Annotated in this window: 16 protein-coding genes; 9 read left to right on the top strand and 7 right to left on the bottom strand. The window is 64.4% G+C overall.

The window, feature by feature from the left end; genetic code table 11:
* Window positions 1-37 precede the first annotated feature (37 nt).
* On the top strand, window positions 38-937 hold the full coding sequence (locus tag GJ695_RS15800; protein ID WP_154366298.1) for a LysR family transcriptional regulator: 900 nt from the start codon (window positions 38-40) through the stop codon (window positions 935-937).
* Here the strand turns inward: GJ695_RS15800 and GJ695_RS15795 are convergent.
* From GJ695_RS15795 to GJ695_RS15780, 4 genes are read right to left on the bottom strand one after another with little or no spacing between them, the layout of a single operon-like run.
* Entirely contained in the window at window positions 928-1,800 is an 873-nt protein-coding gene (locus GJ695_RS15795; protein WP_154366296.1) for a hypothetical protein, read from the bottom strand. The genes GJ695_RS15800 and GJ695_RS15795 overlap by 10 nt on opposite strands.
* Window positions 1,801-1,814: 14 nt before the next feature.
* Window positions 1,815-2,585, bottom strand: coding sequence for a hypothetical protein (locus GJ695_RS15790; protein ID WP_154366295.1), 771 nt, complete (start codon window positions 2,583-2,585; stop codon window positions 1,815-1,817).
* Between the two features lie 2 nt (window positions 2,586-2,587).
* The gene (locus GJ695_RS15785; RefSeq protein WP_154366293.1) at window positions 2,588-3,088 is read right to left on the bottom strand and encodes a hypothetical protein; all 501 of its coding nucleotides are present in this window, start codon (window positions 3,086-3,088) and stop codon (window positions 2,588-2,590) included.
* Window positions 3,089-3,114: 26 nt separating this feature from the next.
* Window positions 3,115-3,408 (bottom strand): DnaJ domain-containing protein, encoded by a 294-nt coding sequence (locus tag GJ695_RS15780; RefSeq protein WP_154358730.1) that lies wholly within the window; start codon window positions 3,406-3,408, stop codon window positions 3,115-3,117.
* 140 nt (window positions 3,409-3,548) lie between these two features.
* Between GJ695_RS15780 and GJ695_RS15775 the strand changes: the two genes are divergently transcribed.
* From GJ695_RS15775 to GJ695_RS15760, 4 genes are all read left to right on the top strand, one after another.
* The gene (locus GJ695_RS15775; RefSeq protein ID WP_154366290.1) at window positions 3,549-5,315 is read left to right on the top strand and encodes a glutamine--tRNA ligase/YqeY domain fusion protein; all 1,767 of its coding nucleotides are present in this window, start codon (window positions 3,549-3,551) and stop codon (window positions 5,313-5,315) included.
* 149 nt (window positions 5,316-5,464) lie between these two features.
* A complete protein-coding gene (locus GJ695_RS15770) occupies window positions 5,465-7,285 on the top strand; it encodes a CHASE domain-containing protein (RefSeq protein WP_371866534.1) in 1,821 nt (606 codons plus the stop codon).
* 87 nt (window positions 7,286-7,372) lie between these two features.
* Complete coding sequence (locus tag GJ695_RS30145) at window positions 7,373-7,960, top strand: glycine-rich domain-containing protein (protein WP_229260500.1); 588 nt, start codon at window positions 7,373-7,375, stop codon at window positions 7,958-7,960.
* Window positions 7,961-8,030: 70 nt separating this feature from the next.
* Entirely contained in the window at window positions 8,031-8,237 is a 207-nt protein-coding gene (locus GJ695_RS15760) for a hypothetical protein (protein ID WP_154366288.1), read from the top strand.
* A 70-nt stretch (window positions 8,238-8,307) separates the two neighbouring features.
* Here the strand turns inward: GJ695_RS15760 and GJ695_RS15755 are convergent, their stop codons facing one another.
* From GJ695_RS15755 to GJ695_RS15745, 3 genes are all read right to left on the bottom strand, one after another.
* The gene (locus GJ695_RS15755; RefSeq protein ID WP_154358737.1) at window positions 8,308-8,547 is read right to left on the bottom strand and encodes a hypothetical protein; all 240 of its coding nucleotides are present in this window, start codon (window positions 8,545-8,547) and stop codon (window positions 8,308-8,310) included.
* A 272-nt stretch (window positions 8,548-8,819) separates the two neighbouring features.
* The gene (locus GJ695_RS15750; RefSeq protein ID WP_154366286.1) at window positions 8,820-9,071 is read right to left on the bottom strand and encodes a hypothetical protein; all 252 of its coding nucleotides are present in this window, start codon (window positions 9,069-9,071) and stop codon (window positions 8,820-8,822) included.
* A gap of 161 nt (window positions 9,072-9,232) precedes the next feature.
* On the bottom strand, window positions 9,233-10,105 hold the full coding sequence (locus GJ695_RS15745) for an SDR family oxidoreductase (RefSeq protein WP_154366285.1): 873 nt from the start codon (window positions 10,103-10,105) through the stop codon (window positions 9,233-9,235).
* A gap of 58 nt (window positions 10,106-10,163) precedes the next feature.
* Here GJ695_RS15745 and GJ695_RS15740 point away from each other — a divergent pair, with 58 nt between their 5' ends.
* The 4 genes from GJ695_RS15740 (at window position 10,164) to GJ695_RS15725 (ending at window position 13,761) form a co-directional block, all read left to right on the top strand.
* Window positions 10,164-10,715, top strand: coding sequence for a VOC family protein (locus GJ695_RS15740; protein WP_371866533.1), 552 nt, complete (start codon window positions 10,164-10,166; stop codon window positions 10,713-10,715).
* A gap of 50 nt (window positions 10,716-10,765) precedes the next feature.
* Window positions 10,766-11,791: a CDP-6-deoxy-delta-3,4-glucoseen reductase gene (locus GJ695_RS15735; protein ID WP_154366283.1), complete on the top strand. Its 1,026-nt coding sequence runs from the start codon at window positions 10,766-10,768 to the stop codon at window positions 11,789-11,791.
* Window positions 11,792-11,866: 75 nt separating this feature from the next.
* On the top strand, window positions 11,867-13,105 hold the full coding sequence (locus GJ695_RS15730; protein WP_154366281.1) for an MFS transporter: 1,239 nt from the start codon (window positions 11,867-11,869) through the stop codon (window positions 13,103-13,105).
* Window positions 13,102-13,761: a DUF1345 domain-containing protein gene (locus GJ695_RS15725; RefSeq protein WP_154366279.1), complete on the top strand. Its 660-nt coding sequence runs from the start codon at window positions 13,102-13,104 to the stop codon at window positions 13,759-13,761. Before GJ695_RS15730 ends, GJ695_RS15725 begins: the two co-directional genes overlap by 4 nt.
* The last annotated feature ends 6 nt before the right edge of the window (window positions 13,762-13,767 follow it).

Here is a 13,767-nt window from a genome sequence, read left to right as displayed (position 1 = left end):
TATATATTTAAGGCGTTAGTTATACTTTAAAAAGATAATGGAACTCCGCCACCTGCGCTACTTCGTGGCTGTTGCCGAAGAGCTAAGCTTTACCCGCGCCGCCGAGCGCCTGCACATCGGCCAGCCGCCGCTGAGCCACCAGATCCAGATGCTGGAAGCCGAAGTGGGCGCTCAGCTGCTGGAACGCAGCAAGCGCTGGGTGCGGCTCACCGAGGCCGGCAAGCTGTTCCTGGAAGACGCGCGCCGCGTGCTGGCCCTGTCCGAACAGGCGATGCAGACCGCGCGCCGGGCCGAGCGCGGCGAAGCGGGCGAACTGCGCGTCGGCTTCACCTTCTCCACGCCGCTGACGCCGCTGTTCGCGGCCATGATCAACCGCTACCGCCAGCGCTATCCGGGCGTGCAGCTGACCTTGAAGGAAATGTCGACGCTGGGGCAGATCGAAGCGCTGGCCGCGCGCGAGCTCGACCTGGGCCTGGTGCGGCCGCCGGAACTGACGCTGCCGGAATCGGTGGAACTGACGGTGTTGCGGCGCGATCCGCTGGTGATGGTGCTGCCGATCGGCCATCCGCTGGCGCGGAAGAACAGCATCGCCATCAATGACCTGAAGGGCGAGCCGCTGGTGATGTATCCGGAAAGCGCCGGCACCGGCATCCATCCGCAGATCAACCGGCTGTGCCGCGAGGCCGGCTTCAAGCCGACGATTGCCATGGAGGCGGGCGAAGCGTCCACCATCATCGGGCTGGTGGCGGCCGGTTGCGGCGTGTCGGTGTTGCCGAGCTCGTTCAACATCATCCAGATGAGCGATGTCTGCTACCGGCCGATGGCCGATGCCGAGGCCATCACCACGCTCTACCTGGCGCGCAGGAAGGACGCGGTGTCGCCCTTGGTGGCGGCCTTTGTTGCGGTGGCAACCGAGGCCGCGGGAACTCAGGAGTAGTCGGCGTCGAGTTCGGAACCGGCGTAGTTTTCCAGTTCCGCGAACAGCGTTTTCATCGCCGTGCGGCCCTTGATGTTCTGCAGCACGGTGCAGTTCTGGCGATAGCTCTCGATGCGCTCCAGCAGCACCGGGTGATGCTGCACCGGCACCTTGGCCAGCAGCGCCGCCCAGCCGGCTTCGTAATCCGGCTTGTTCTTGCGCACCGCTTTGACAAAGCGCTCGAACTCCTTCTGGCCGGTGCGCGCGACGATCATGCCGCCGCCTTCCACCGCGAAGATGATGGCCAGCGCGATCACGCCTTCGGCATTCAGGTCGGCGTCGCTGACCGGACCTTCGGTGTTGTGCCGGCGCAGCCAGTTGGCCAGCCGCACCACCGCCTGCACTTCCTTGCGCTGCTTGAACTGCACCGCGTAGCGCGTGCTGCCGTCCCAGTTCTGGTTCGGATCGGTCTGGCAGATATCGACGAACTTGTCGCGCAGGCGCCGTGCCGCGTACACCGGATCGGTATCGTACTCGCCCACCAGCGCGTCTTCCGGCAATGCCGACAGATCCTTGATCATGCGGAAGCCGACCTGGAAGGCGTATTCGGCGCCCTCTTCGATCAGCAGGTCCAGCGCGGCCAGGTCGTCGGCGTCCGGCAGCTCATGGTCGAGACCCAGCGAGACGCAGCCCACCGTCAGCTGCAAGGCCTTCTGGATGCCGTCGGCGGTGCGGTCGTTGGTGAACTTCTCGGCCACCATGGCGGTGATACCGGTCAGCTCGTCGGCCAGCGCGTAGGCCGCGTCGTCGTCCGGATTGGCCGCCAGTTGCTGGATCGCGCGGGTCAGGCGCGGCAGGGTTTCTACTACAATTGCTGGCAGCATGTATCAGGCACCCATCACGAGAAGATGTTGGTGCCGACCGAGCGGCGCGAGGTTTTAGCCACGCGCGTCGACGGCACCTGTTTGCGCAGACGGTACAGCAGCTCCTTGGTCGAGCGCTGCAAAATGGTCGGCTCTTCGTCCGGATCGTCGTTGTACTCGGCGTCGGCCAGGTCGGCGCTGTGGCGGAATTCCGGGAACAGCTCGAACAGCGCGCGGTCCCAGCCGTCTTCCGAGGCTTGCGCCAGGGCCACCGCCAGCGGCACCACGTCGTTGTCGGACGAGGTCTGACCGGTCAGGTACGGGCCTTTCGAGATGATCTCGCCGGCCACTTCCAGGATTTCCTTCGGCGCCATCGAGAACAGGATGGCGAACGCGGTCGAGCCGTGGTCGGTGGCCGAGGCGGCCGCCAGCAGCTCGTTGCGGCGCTCTTCGTCGTCGGTGGAGAACACCACGCCGTGGATGTGCGCGAACAGCGACTCGGCGATGCGCTCCGGATCGTCCTCGATCTGGTCGTCCGGCCAGGTGGCGGCGATGAAGGCCAGGCTGTCGGCCCAGGCCTTCGGCGGCACCAGCAGCGTCGCCAGCGACATCTTGCCGCCGTCGAAGCCGGCCATGTGCAGCGCCGTCACTTGCGGCGGAATGTTGTTGAGCACTTCCACCACCGCCAGGTCGCCGAACTGGTCGGCGGCTTCGGCGAAGGCTTGCTCGGCGTGGCTCAGCGAGCCGGCCAGCACCAGCTCCGTCACTTGCTTGCTCAAGGCTGGCAGATTAGATTTCTCCGACATGCTTATTCTCCATCCTGGTCGAACATTTGCGCGAAGTCGTCGGTGGCCGCATCCTCGTCCTCGACATCGTCGCCGTCGTCGTTGGCCGACAGCTGGTCCAGCGACTGGTCGTCATCGTCCCACTTGCGCGGATTCTTGTGCAGGAAGGCGGTGATAATGGCCTGGCGCGCCAGTTCCGGCATGCTTTCGCCGATCGCCTCGTACATGCGGGCCGCGTCGTCGCCCTTGCACTCGGCCATGGCGAACACGCGCGCCGGGTCGCCGAACTCGTAGTCCTCGGCTTCGGCCAGCAGGCCTTTCGGGTCGCTGAACTCGATGTGGTCGACCAGCGCGAACGCCAGCATGTTGACGTCTTCGATGCCGCCGCCGCTGGCGTACTCGGACACCAGCGCCTCGACCATGCGCTGGTAGTTCTTGCGGTCCGGCGGATCGCCGAGGATGCCTTCGATCTGGCCTTCCAGCTCGCGCGATTGATAGGCGAACTCGGGGTGTACTTTTCTCATTGCTTGCTTTCTAAAAACTGGGTGGCTTACGCCGCCGGCAGCGTGGTGCCGTGCAGGGCGAAGACCGAACGCCATAACTGATAGGCTTCCGCCTCCGCGTCGATGATGATGCGGTGGTTGACGCTCTGGTTGTATTCCTCGCGCTTGACCGGGTCCGACAAGACCTCGTAGGCCTTGGTCACGGCCTTGAAGCGCGCATCGGCGCCGGGCGCGGGGTTGCGGTCCGGGTGATAGCGCATGGCCAGCGAGCGGTAGACTTTCTTGATCTCGTCTTCCGTGGCGTTCGGCGCGATACCCAGTGTATTGTAATAATTTTCCATTTTGGAAACTCCGGGCCTGTGCAAAACTCATTAAAGATGCATTATACCTGTCCGACGCGCCGCAGCATTTACCCTCAGTCCGCCCGGCTGATACGGTAAAATGCCCCATACACGAACTTTTGCATAGCCAAACTTCTCAGATGAGCAACGACAAAAACAGCCCAGCGCCAGCCCTACCGTCCAATTTCCTGCGCGCCATCGTCGAACACGACCTGGCGGCCCACACCCATGACCGCGCCGGCATGCCAAGCGTGATCACCCGCTTCCCGCCGGAGCCGAACGGTTACCTGCACGTCGGCCACGCCAAGTCGATCTGCCTGAACTTCGGTCTGGCGCGCGACTACCAGGGCCGCTGCAACCTGCGCTTCGACGACACCAACCCGGCCAAGGAAGAGCAGGAATACGTCGACACCATCATCGACAGCGTCAAGTGGCTGGGCTTCGACTACGACTATCCGAAGGCCGACGGCGGCGTCGAGCACCACCTGCACTACGCCTCGGACTACTTCGACCAGCTGTACGCCATGGCCGAGTACCTGATCCAGGAAGGCTATGCCTACGTCGACAGCCAGTCGGCAGACGAGATGGCGGCCAACCGCGGCAATTTCAATACGCCGGGCACCAACTCGCCGTTCCGCAACCGTCCGCGCGAGGAATCGCTGCAGATCTTCCGCGACATGAAGGCCGGCAAATACGCCGACGGCGAACACATCCTGCGCGCCAGGATCAGCGAAGATGCGATGGCGTCGCCGAACATGAATATGCGCGATCCGGCCATCTACCGCATCCGCCACGCGCACCACGTGCGCACCGGCGACGCCTGGTGCATCTACCCGATGTACGACTACACGCACCCGATCTCGGACGCGCTGGAAAACATCACCCACTCGCTGTGCACGCTGGAGTTCCAGGACCACCGCCCGTTCTACGACTGGGTGCTGGAAACCCTGTCGAAAGGCGGCTTCTTCACGCTGCCGGTGCCGCGCCAGTACGAATTCTCGCGCCTGAACCTGACCTATGTGGTGACCTCCAAGCGCAAGCTGCGCCAGCTGGTGGAACAGAACATCGTCGACGGCTGGGACGATCCGCGCATGCCGACCATCGTCGGCCTGCGCCGCCGCGGCTACACGCCGGAATCGATTCATCTGTTCTGCGAACGCATCGGCGTCACCAAGGCCGACGGCTGGATCGACATGAGCACGCTGGAAGGCTGCGTGCGCGAAGACCTCGATCCGAAAGCGCCGCGCGCCACCGCCGTGCTGCGTCCGCTGAAGCTGATCGTCGACAACTACCCGGAAGGCCAGAGCGAGGAATGCACCTCGCCGGTCCACCCGCACCATCCGGACATGGGCGTGCGCACCTTCCCGTTCTCGCGCGAACTGTGGATCGAAGAGGAAGATTTCATGGAAACGCCGGTCAAGGGCTACTTCCGCTACTTCCCGCCGATCGGCGACAATCCGGGCAGCCGCGTGCGCCTGCGCCACGGCTTCGTCACCGAGTGCACCGGCTTCGACAAGGATGAAAACGGCAAGGTCGTCGCCGTCCACGTCAAGTACTTCGAGGATTCGAAATCCGGCACGCCGGGTTCGGACAACTACAAGGTCAAGGGCAACATCCACTGGGTGTCGGCCGCGGCCGCCGTGGAAGCCGAAGTGCGCCTGTACGACCGCCTGTTCACCGACGCCCAGCCGGACGCCGGCGGCAAGGACTTCATCTCGCTGCTGAACCCGAACGCCAGGGAAATCGTCACCGCCTACCTGGAGCCGGGCATGAGCGCGGCGCAGGCCGACCAGCGCTATCAGTTCGAACGCCACGGCTATTTCGTCGCCGACCGCGTCGACTCGCAGCCAGGCAAGCCGGTGTTCAACCGCATCGTCACGCTGAAGGATAGCTGGACCGCGAAGTAAGCGCCCGCTTCTCCTCTGGACGGCACCTGCGGGTGCCGTTTTTTATTCACAAAGCGTCCTGGACAAGTGCACGCTAGCATCAAAATACTTGACTTGCCGAGTTGTTATTTCCTATAGTCAAAAGACTATCGAGTTTGCAGGAACCTGCGGTGACCGCCCTCTTCGCGCAAAAACAACCGTTCTCGACGTCCCGGCCCGTCTGGTGGGCCGGCGTGCTGCTGTCGCTCGGCATCGGCGGATTGTTTTACCTGGCGGCCAACCGCACCATCGAATACGACGCCGGCGAACGCTTCCTGCACCAGGCGCAAAACGCCCAGTACAACATCAACTCGCGGCTGAACGCCTACACCGACGTGCTGCGCGGCACCGCCAGCTTTTTCCACGCCGCCGAACAGGTCGACCGCGCCAGCCTGCACCGCTACGTCCAGGGCCTGAACATCGCCAGCCAGTTCCCGGCGCTGGACAACATCAACTACGTCCGCTACGTGACGGACGCCGAGCGCGACGCCTTCGAGCGCAGCATGAACAGCAAGACCGATGCCGAGGCGCTGGGCTACCCGGCGCCCTTCGTGGTCACGCCGCCCGAGCGCCACGCCGAATACTGGGTGCTGACCATGATCGAACCGCTGGCGCCGTTCCGCGAAAAAATCGGCCGCGACATCGGCTGCCGCGGCCGGGTGGCGCAGGCGCTGCGGCAGGGCCGCGACAGCGGTGCGCTGAGCGCTTCCGGCATGCCGATCGACAGCGCCCACCAGCCGCAGGGCGCCGGACTGGCGCTGCGGCTGCCGATCTACCGCACCGGCCTGCCGCTGCAGACGCTGGCGCAGCGCCGCGCCGCCTACATCGGTTCGGTCGGCATCGGCTTCAACGTGCCGCGCCTGGTGCAGGCCGCGCTGGAACAGATGCAGGTGCGCGACACCCGCCTGCTGCTGCTCGACAGCGGCGACGGCAGCGGCGCCGCGCAGCCGACGCTGCAGCTGTTCGACAGCAAGCCCGACAGTCCGACGCTGCGGCCCAACGAGCTGTTCAGCGTGGCGCTGCCGATCGACTTCCACCACCGCCACTGGAGCGCGCATTTCAGCGCGCCCAAGGCCAGCTGGTTCAGCCGCTTCGACACCTGGCTGCCGTGGCTGGCGATGCTGTGCGGCTTCACCGGCTCGCTGCTGTTCTACGTGCTGTTCCACACGCTGTCGTCGTCGCGCATGCGGGCCGTCAAGATGGCCAAGGAAATGACGCGCGAGCTGCGCGCCAGCCAGGCCCGGCTGCAACAGTCGCACCACAAGCTGCGCCGCCTGGCCGCGCACTCGGACAAGATCAAGGAGGAGGAGCGCAAGCGCATCGCCCGCGAAATCCACGACGACCTGGGCCAGAACCTGCTGGTGCTGCGCATCGACGTCGACATTCTGACCACCCGCACGCGCCACCGCCATCCGCGCCTGCACGCGCGCGCGCAACGCATGCTGAGCCAGATCGACAGCAGCATCAAGAGCGTGCGCCACATCATCAACGACCTGCGCCCGACGGTGCTGGACCTGGGCCTGAACGCGGCGGTGGAGTGGCAGATCGCCCAGTTCCGCACGCGCTCCGGCATGGTGTGCGAACTGATCGACTACAACACCGAGATCCGCATCGACGACCAGCGCGCCACCGCTTTCTTTCGCGTGCTGCAGGAGTCGTTGAGCAACATCCTGCAGCACGCCCATGCCAGCCTGGTGCGGGTGGAGTTGCGCCAGAGCGGCGGCATGCTGTGCATGACCATCACCGACAACGGCATCGGCGTGCGCGACAGCAGCCGCAACAAGGTCGGTTCGTTCGGCCTGGTCGGCATCGAGGAGCGCATCAGCCTGCTGGGCGGGACCTGCTCGATCAGCGGCTGCCCGAACGGCGGCACCACGGTGGCGGTCGCGGTACCGGTGGCTGACGGCGGCGCGCGCGTCAGGCCGGCAACTTTTCTTGAAAACATTGATTAATCTCAAAGGTCGGCGGTCTCGGGCGGTCAGAATCAAAGGCGTTCTCAGCCTTTTTCAACCCGCATCAATACCGCCAAGGAGATTCTGATGAATGCCCAAGACCTGCACGCCATTGCCGCCCTCGACCTGGAACCGATCAAAGTCAAACTGATGCACGAAGAATCCGGCGAAGGCTGGACGCTGGAGCGCGCCAACGCGGTCGAGTTCGAATATCGCCGCTTCCTGCACCTGATGAAGCGGTATCCGGACGAGCAGACCGCGCCGCTGGTCGATGTCGACACCTTCTGGCACTACCACATCCTGGACACCATGAAATACCACGCCGATTGCGACGCCGTGTTCGGCCACTACCTGCACCACTTCCCCTACATCGGCCTGCGCGGCGAGGACGACGAGGCGGCCCATGTCCGCGTCGGCCAGCGCATGAAGGAACTGTATGAGGCCACCTTCGGCGAGGATTATGTGCGCGCCGAGGCGGCCCATTCCGGCGCGCTGCCGCCGCGGATGGCGCATTCCGGCGCGCTGCCGCAGATCGCCCATTCGGGCGCCTTGCCGCCGCAGGCGGCCCATTCCGGCGCGGTCAACGCCAGCGCGGCGCAGGCCGAAGCGGCCATCGTGGCGGCGCAACAGTCCAGCTTCTACAGCCTGCGTCCACGCCTGCCGCTGCCGGCCTGATACACAAAAGTCGGGCGGCATGCTCAAAAAAGTGGCATACTCGGGTGTCTACAGATGATCGGAGCGCATCATGGCCGTCAATTCAGTCACCCCGAGCAGTACCACCGCCATCCAGCAAGCCACCCCTGCCCGCCAGCCGGAACAGGTCCAGCCGGTCGACAAGCCGGCCGAACGCGTGGCCCAGGCCGCGCCGCCACCGCCGCCCCAGGCAGCCGTGGCCCCCACCGTCAACACCAGCGGCCAGCGCATCGGCACCACCATCAGCACCTCCGCCTGAACCGGCGGCGGGCTAAAAAAAACGGCGCGTTCCCGGGGGGTACGCGCCGTTTTCTATTGGGTGTCCGGAATCAGGACGCCATCATTTCGCGCAGTTCGCGGATGCTGAAATCGCTGATTTCGTGCATGCGGATCAGGATGGTGGCGCCGATCGGCAGGGTGTTGTGGCGGATTTTGGAGATGACCGGTGGGGCCACTTCCAGGGCGCGCGACAGGGCTGCATCGTTTTTCAGTTGCAGTTTTTCGATGATGGCGTCCAGCACGCGGTTCGGGTTATACGACGGCGACGCGGTGATTTCTTTAAGAGACATAGTGTTTAAGTAGGTTCTTGGCCATTTTTTGCGAAAAAACGACACATGGGTAAGAAAAATTTTTAGCTCAATTACCATTGAAGCACTACGAAACACGAACATTTATGCCGCGTTTTAGTGCTTAACCAAGATAATACACGCTTACGTTACAAAAGGGCTAACTCAACGGACGCTTCCGTGAGATTTAGAGAGATTCTAACCCTATTTAGTGTGGTAGTGACGATTTATGTTGTAAAAATAAGTATCAATCTATGTAAAGACCGATACGGGGGTCAGTTCGGACGGCTGATGCCGGCGGCAAGGAAACACCATTCCATCGCCATCAGGGTGGCGAGTTGGGCGATCGTGCCTGGGAGGAATAACGTTGAAGTCGAGAAATGTTCAGATTTGTCGGCGCTGCAATGCCAGCCCAGCTGGCGGCGGATTTCTTCCGGGACCGGCGGCGGGCAGCTGCCAAATGCGCGCTGCCGTTGTCGCATATAGGCGCGGACTTGCTCCTTGGTCGGCTGCACGGTGGCTAACATGCACACACTCCTTGTGGAAGAAGGCTAACAATATCGTAACATACGATGACTTGCTTGATATGCATCAAATGAATATCAACCGCAGGATCTTATTAAGTTTGTCACATAAATCTGACGCCGGGCTTGCACTGGCTTAACTTTCATTGCCTCTTTACATATCTTTACATACTCCGCAGCGTCGCCGCCACCGTCGGGTAGCGCAGGCGCACACGCAGTTCGCGCTTGATGCGACCATTCAGCAGGCGGCGCGACTCGGACATGAACGACAGCAGCGCCGGCGACACCACCTGTTGCAACGTCGCGCGCGGCAGGCGCGGCGGACGCGGCAGCTGGAAAGCATCGGCGACCACGTCGAAATAGTGCGCCATCTTCATATCGCTGTCATCCACCGCATGGTAGGTACGGTTCGGTAGCGCACGATACAGCGCCTGGACAATGATGGCGGCCAGGTCGTCGGCGTGGATGTGGTTGGTGTAGACATCGTCCGCCTCGATCAGCGCGGGCGTACCCTGCTGCAGGCGCTTCAGCGGCAGGCGGTCGGCGCCGTAGATACCGGGCACGCGCAGGATGGACAGCGTGGCGCCGGCGCGCCGCGCCCAGCTGCGCAGGCTGCGCTCGGCATCCACCCGCCGCAGCGCCCGCGCATTGCGCGGCGCCACCGGGCGGCTCTCGTCGAACAGCGCGCCGCCGCAATCGCCGTAGACGCCGGTGGTGCTGATATACACCACCCGGCCGCCGGCCGGCAGCACCGCGCTGAGGTTGCGGGTGCGCGTGTCGAGCACGCCGTCGGCCGGCGGCGGCGCCAGGTGCACCACCCACGGCGCCAGGCCGTCCAGGCGCCGCAACGTGGCGGGCCGGTCCAGATCAACCACCAGCGGCACGGCGCCGGCGGCGCGCAGCGCGGCGCAGCGCGCCGGCTGGCTGGTGGTGGCGAACACCCGGAAATGCCGGGACAACAGCGGCAGCAAACGCATGCCGACATCGCCGCAGCCGACAATCAGCAGGCGCGGCCGTTTAAAGGTGGGGGTTTTCATGGCGTGATTGTAAAGGACATTATCAAGGCGGCGTTGAAACAGTTAGCGCGCCGGGCCAGTGCCACGGCGCCCGGCGTTCTGCCACACGCCAGCCATCGACAACTTGCTGGAGAACATCATGAAATACCTGCACACCATGGTCCGCGTAGCCGACCTCGACCAGTCACTGGCGTTTTACCGCGACGCGCTGGGGCTCGACGTGGTGCACAAAATGGACGTGCCGGCCGGCCGCTACACGCTGGTCTACCTGGCCGCGCCGGGCGACAGCGCCGCCCAGGTCGAGCTGACCTACAACTGGGACGAGCATGCCTACAGCGGCGGCCGCAACTTCGGCCACCTGGCCTATAGCGTGCCGGACATCCATGCCGCCACCCAGCGCCTGATCGACCATGGCGTCACCGTCAGCCGCCCGCCGCGCGACGGCGAAGCGCCCGGAACTGAGCCACCGCATCAATATGTACCGCTACGATGCCGACGACGTCTTCAACCGCCACCTCGACGGCGACTGGCCCGGCTACGGCCTCAGCGCAGACCGCCGGCGCATGGAGACCTGGGACGGCCGGCGCCCGCGTCGGCCCCGGCCACAGAGGAGGCCTGCCGACCCCGCTGACTAAGGTAAAATAAAGGGTTACTGCCAACTGCCTGATAGCCCGATATCGTATGACGTTTCAAATTACTGTACAGCCCAGCGGCCACCAATTCAGCTGCGAGGAAGACGAGACCATCCTGGCGGCGGCCATGCGCGCCGGCGTCGGCCTGCCTTACGGCTGCAAGAACGGCGCCTGCAGCTCCTGCAAGGGCAAAGTCCTGTCCGGCGAAGTCACCCACAAGCCGCACCAGGAACGCGCGTTGCCCAAGGAAGAGGAAGCCAGGGGCGGGTCGCTGTTCTGCTGCGCCCTCGCCCACAGCGACGTGGTGATCGAAGCGCGCGAAGTGGCCGGCAGCGACGACTACCCGATCCGCAAGATGCCGTCGCGCGTGGCGACCATGGAAAAAATGGCGCCGGACGTGATCGTCATGACGCTGCAACTGCCGGCCAACGAGACGCTGAAATTCCGCGCCGGCCAGTACATCGAATTCCTGCTCAAGGACGGCAAGCGCCGCAGTTACAGCCTGGCCTCGCCGCCGGAGCAGGACCAGCCGCTGGCGCTGCACATCCGCCATCTGCCGGGCGGCCTGTTCACCGACCAGGTGTTCAGCACCATGAAGGAGCGCGACATCCTGCGCTTCGAAGGGCCGATGGGCACCTTCTTCGTGCGCGAGGACAGCGACAAGCCGATGGTGCTGCTGGCCTCCGGCACCGGCTTCGCGCCGATCAAGGCCATCGTCGAACACCTGCGCGCGCAGGGCTCGACCCGCCAGATGACGCTGTACTGGGGCGGCCGCCGTCCGCAGGACCTGTACCTGGACGCGCTGTGCCGCGAGTGGGCCGCCGCCCTGCCCAACTTCCACTACGTGCCGGTGATCTCGGCGCCGCAGCCGGAGGATAGCTGGGCCGGCCGCACCGGCTATGTGCACCAGGCCGTGATGGCCGATTTGCCTGACCTGTCGGGCCACCAGGTGTATGCCTGCGGCGCGCCGGTGATGGTGGAATCGGCCAAGGCCGATTTCGTCGAGCGGTGCCGATTGCCGGACGACGAGTTCTACGCCGACGCCTTCACCACCGAGGCGGACCTCAACAAGTAACACTAAGTATCAGCATCCAACCCACAGGGCCGACAGGGATGCAGAGTCCCAAGGCTCTGCTCCCTGAAAGCGCCAATGTCAGACAGCACCTCCCGTAACGGCTTCAGCGTTCTGCGCCACCGTAACTTCACGCTCTACCTCTCCGCCCGTACCCTGGCCACCCTGGCCGTGCAAATGCAGAACGTCGCCATCGGCTGGCAGGTCTATTCGATGACGCACAACCTGTTCGACCTGGGCCTGATCGGCCTGTCGCAGTTCCTGCCGTTTCTGCTGCTGATCCTGATCGCCGGCCACGCCGCCGACCGCTACGACCGCCGCAACCTGATCGCGCTGGCGCTCGGCGCCCAGCTGCTGTGCGGCCTGATGCTGCTGGGCTTCACCTACACCGGGCTGTCGTCGGTGTGGCCGGTGTTCGCGGTGCTGGCGATGTACGGCAGCGCGCGCGCCTTCATGGGACCGGCCACGCAGGCCATCCTGGTCAACCTGGTGCCGCAGGAAAGCTTCAGCAAGGCGGTGGCGCTGAGTTCCTCCAGCTTCCACGTGGCCGTGATCATGGGGCCGACGCTGGGCGGCCTGTTCTACCTGGCCGGACCGAAAACGGTTTATATGATTTCCTCGACGCTGCTGGTGCTGTCGGTGGTGATGATGTGCATGGTCAAATCGGTCAAGCAGGCCAGCGCCAGCGGTCCGGCGTCGTGGCACACGGTGCTCGAAGGCCTGCGCTTCGTGTGGAACAAGAAAGTGGTGCTGGGCGCGATTTCGCTCGACCTGTTCGCCGTGCTGTTCGGCGGCGCCACCGCGCTGCTGCCGGCGCTGGCGCACGACGTGCTGCACATCGGTCCCAGCGGCCTCGGCGCGCTGCGCACCATGCCGGGCGTCGGCGCGGCGCTGTGCTCGATCGTGCTGGCCTTCTTCCCGATCACCCGCCGCGTCGGCGCGTGGATGCTGGGCGGCGTGGCGCTGTTCGGTGTCGGCACCATCGTGCTTGGCTCGACCACCAGCTTCGTGCTGGCGCTGGTGGTGCTGTTCCTGATGGGCGCCGGCGACATGATCAGTGTCTACGTGCGCCACCTGCTGGTGCAGTACGAAACGCCGGATGAAATCCGCGGCCGCGTCAGCGCCGTCAACTCGGTGTTCATCGGCGCCTCCAACGAGCTGGGTGAATTTGAATCCGGCATCACCGCCGGCTGGCTGGGCCTGACGCGCGCCATCCTGTTCGGCGGCGCCGCCACGCTGGGCGTGGTGGGCGCCTGGACCGTGCTGTTCCCGGTGCTGTCGCGCATGGACCGTTTCCCCCACGAGGACAAACAATGAAACTGCATCTGCCCGCCCTGATCCACAGCCGCCCTCACCTGAGCCTGGCTATCACCTTGGGCGTGCTGACCTTCCCGTTCCTGCCGCATACCTGGCCATGGCTGACGCGGCTGCTGACCTGCTGGGACGTGCTGGTGTGGAGCTACCTGGTGACGATGGGCTGGATGATGACGCAGGCGGACCACCACGACATCAAGCGCGCCGCCTGCCGCCAGGATGAAAAAGGCCCGGTGATCCTGGCCGTGCTGTCGCTGGCGGTGCTGGTCAGCCTGGCCGCCATCGTGTCGCAGCTATCGTCCACCAAGGACTTGCCGGAAGGCGCGCTGGCGTTGCGCTACACGCTGGGCGTGCTGACCCTGATCGGCTCGTGGTTCATGGTCGGCATCATGTTCTGCTCGCACTACGCCCACCTGTACTACATCGACGATGGCGACGACAAGCCGCTTGGTTTTCCGGACGACGACGTGGTGCCGAACTACTGGGATTTCCTGTACTTCTCGTTCACCGTCTGCGTGGCGGTACAGACGTCCGATGTCACGGTGCGCACGCGCAGCCTGCGCAAGGTGGTGCTGGGCCAGTCGGTGCTGTGCTTCTTCTACAACCTGGCGATTCTCGGCCTGTCGATCAACATCGCCGCCTCGCTCATCAACGGCTAGATCCCA

Origin of the sequence: Duganella alba (assembly GCF_009674495.1) — a bacterium.
Lineage (GTDB): Bacteria > Pseudomonadota > Gammaproteobacteria > Burkholderiales > Burkholderiaceae_D > Rugamonas > Rugamonas alba.
The sequence above is the reverse complement of the archived record's forward strand: the minus strand, read 5'-3'. Positions and strand labels throughout refer to the sequence as shown.

Excerpts from the sequence above, each read along its gene's own strand:
- GJ695_RS15800 (WP_154366298.1), top strand. The coding sequence starts at position 38 with ATGGAACTCCGCCACCTGCGCTACTTCGTGGCTGTTGCCGAAGAGCTA.
- GJ695_RS15795 (WP_154366296.1), bottom strand. The coding sequence starts at position 1,800 with ATGCTGCCAGCAATTGTAGTAGAAACCCTGCCGCGCCTGACCCGCGCG.
- GJ695_RS15790 (WP_154366295.1), bottom strand. The coding sequence starts at position 2,585 with ATGTCGGAGAAATCTAATCTGCCAGCCTTGAGCAAGCAAGTGACGGAG.
- GJ695_RS15785 (WP_154366293.1), bottom strand. The coding sequence starts at position 3,088 with ATGAGAAAAGTACACCCCGAGTTCGCCTATCAATCGCGCGAGCTGGAA.
- GJ695_RS15780 (WP_154358730.1), bottom strand. The coding sequence starts at position 3,408 with ATGGAAAATTATTACAATACACTGGGTATCGCGCCGAACGCCACGGAA.
- GJ695_RS15775 (WP_154366290.1), top strand. The coding sequence starts at position 3,549 with ATGAGCAACGACAAAAACAGCCCAGCGCCAGCCCTACCGTCCAATTTC.
- GJ695_RS30145 (WP_229260500.1), top strand. The coding sequence starts at position 7,373 with ATGAATGCCCAAGACCTGCACGCCATTGCCGCCCTCGACCTGGAACCG.
- GJ695_RS15760 (WP_154366288.1), top strand. The coding sequence starts at position 8,031 with ATGGCCGTCAATTCAGTCACCCCGAGCAGTACCACCGCCATCCAGCAA.
- GJ695_RS15755 (WP_154358737.1), bottom strand. The coding sequence starts at position 8,547 with ATGTCTCTTAAAGAAATCACCGCGTCGCCGTCGTATAACCCGAACCGC.
- GJ695_RS15750 (WP_154366286.1), bottom strand. The coding sequence starts at position 9,071 with ATGTTAGCCACCGTGCAGCCGACCAAGGAGCAAGTCCGCGCCTATATG.
- GJ695_RS15745 (WP_154366285.1), bottom strand. The coding sequence starts at position 10,105 with ATGAAAACCCCCACCTTTAAACGGCCGCGCCTGCTGATTGTCGGCTGC.
- GJ695_RS15735 (WP_154366283.1), top strand. The coding sequence starts at position 10,766 with ATGACGTTTCAAATTACTGTACAGCCCAGCGGCCACCAATTCAGCTGC.
- GJ695_RS15730 (WP_154366281.1), top strand. The coding sequence starts at position 11,867 with ATGTCAGACAGCACCTCCCGTAACGGCTTCAGCGTTCTGCGCCACCGT.
- GJ695_RS15725 (WP_154366279.1), top strand. The coding sequence starts at position 13,102 with ATGAAACTGCATCTGCCCGCCCTGATCCACAGCCGCCCTCACCTGAGC.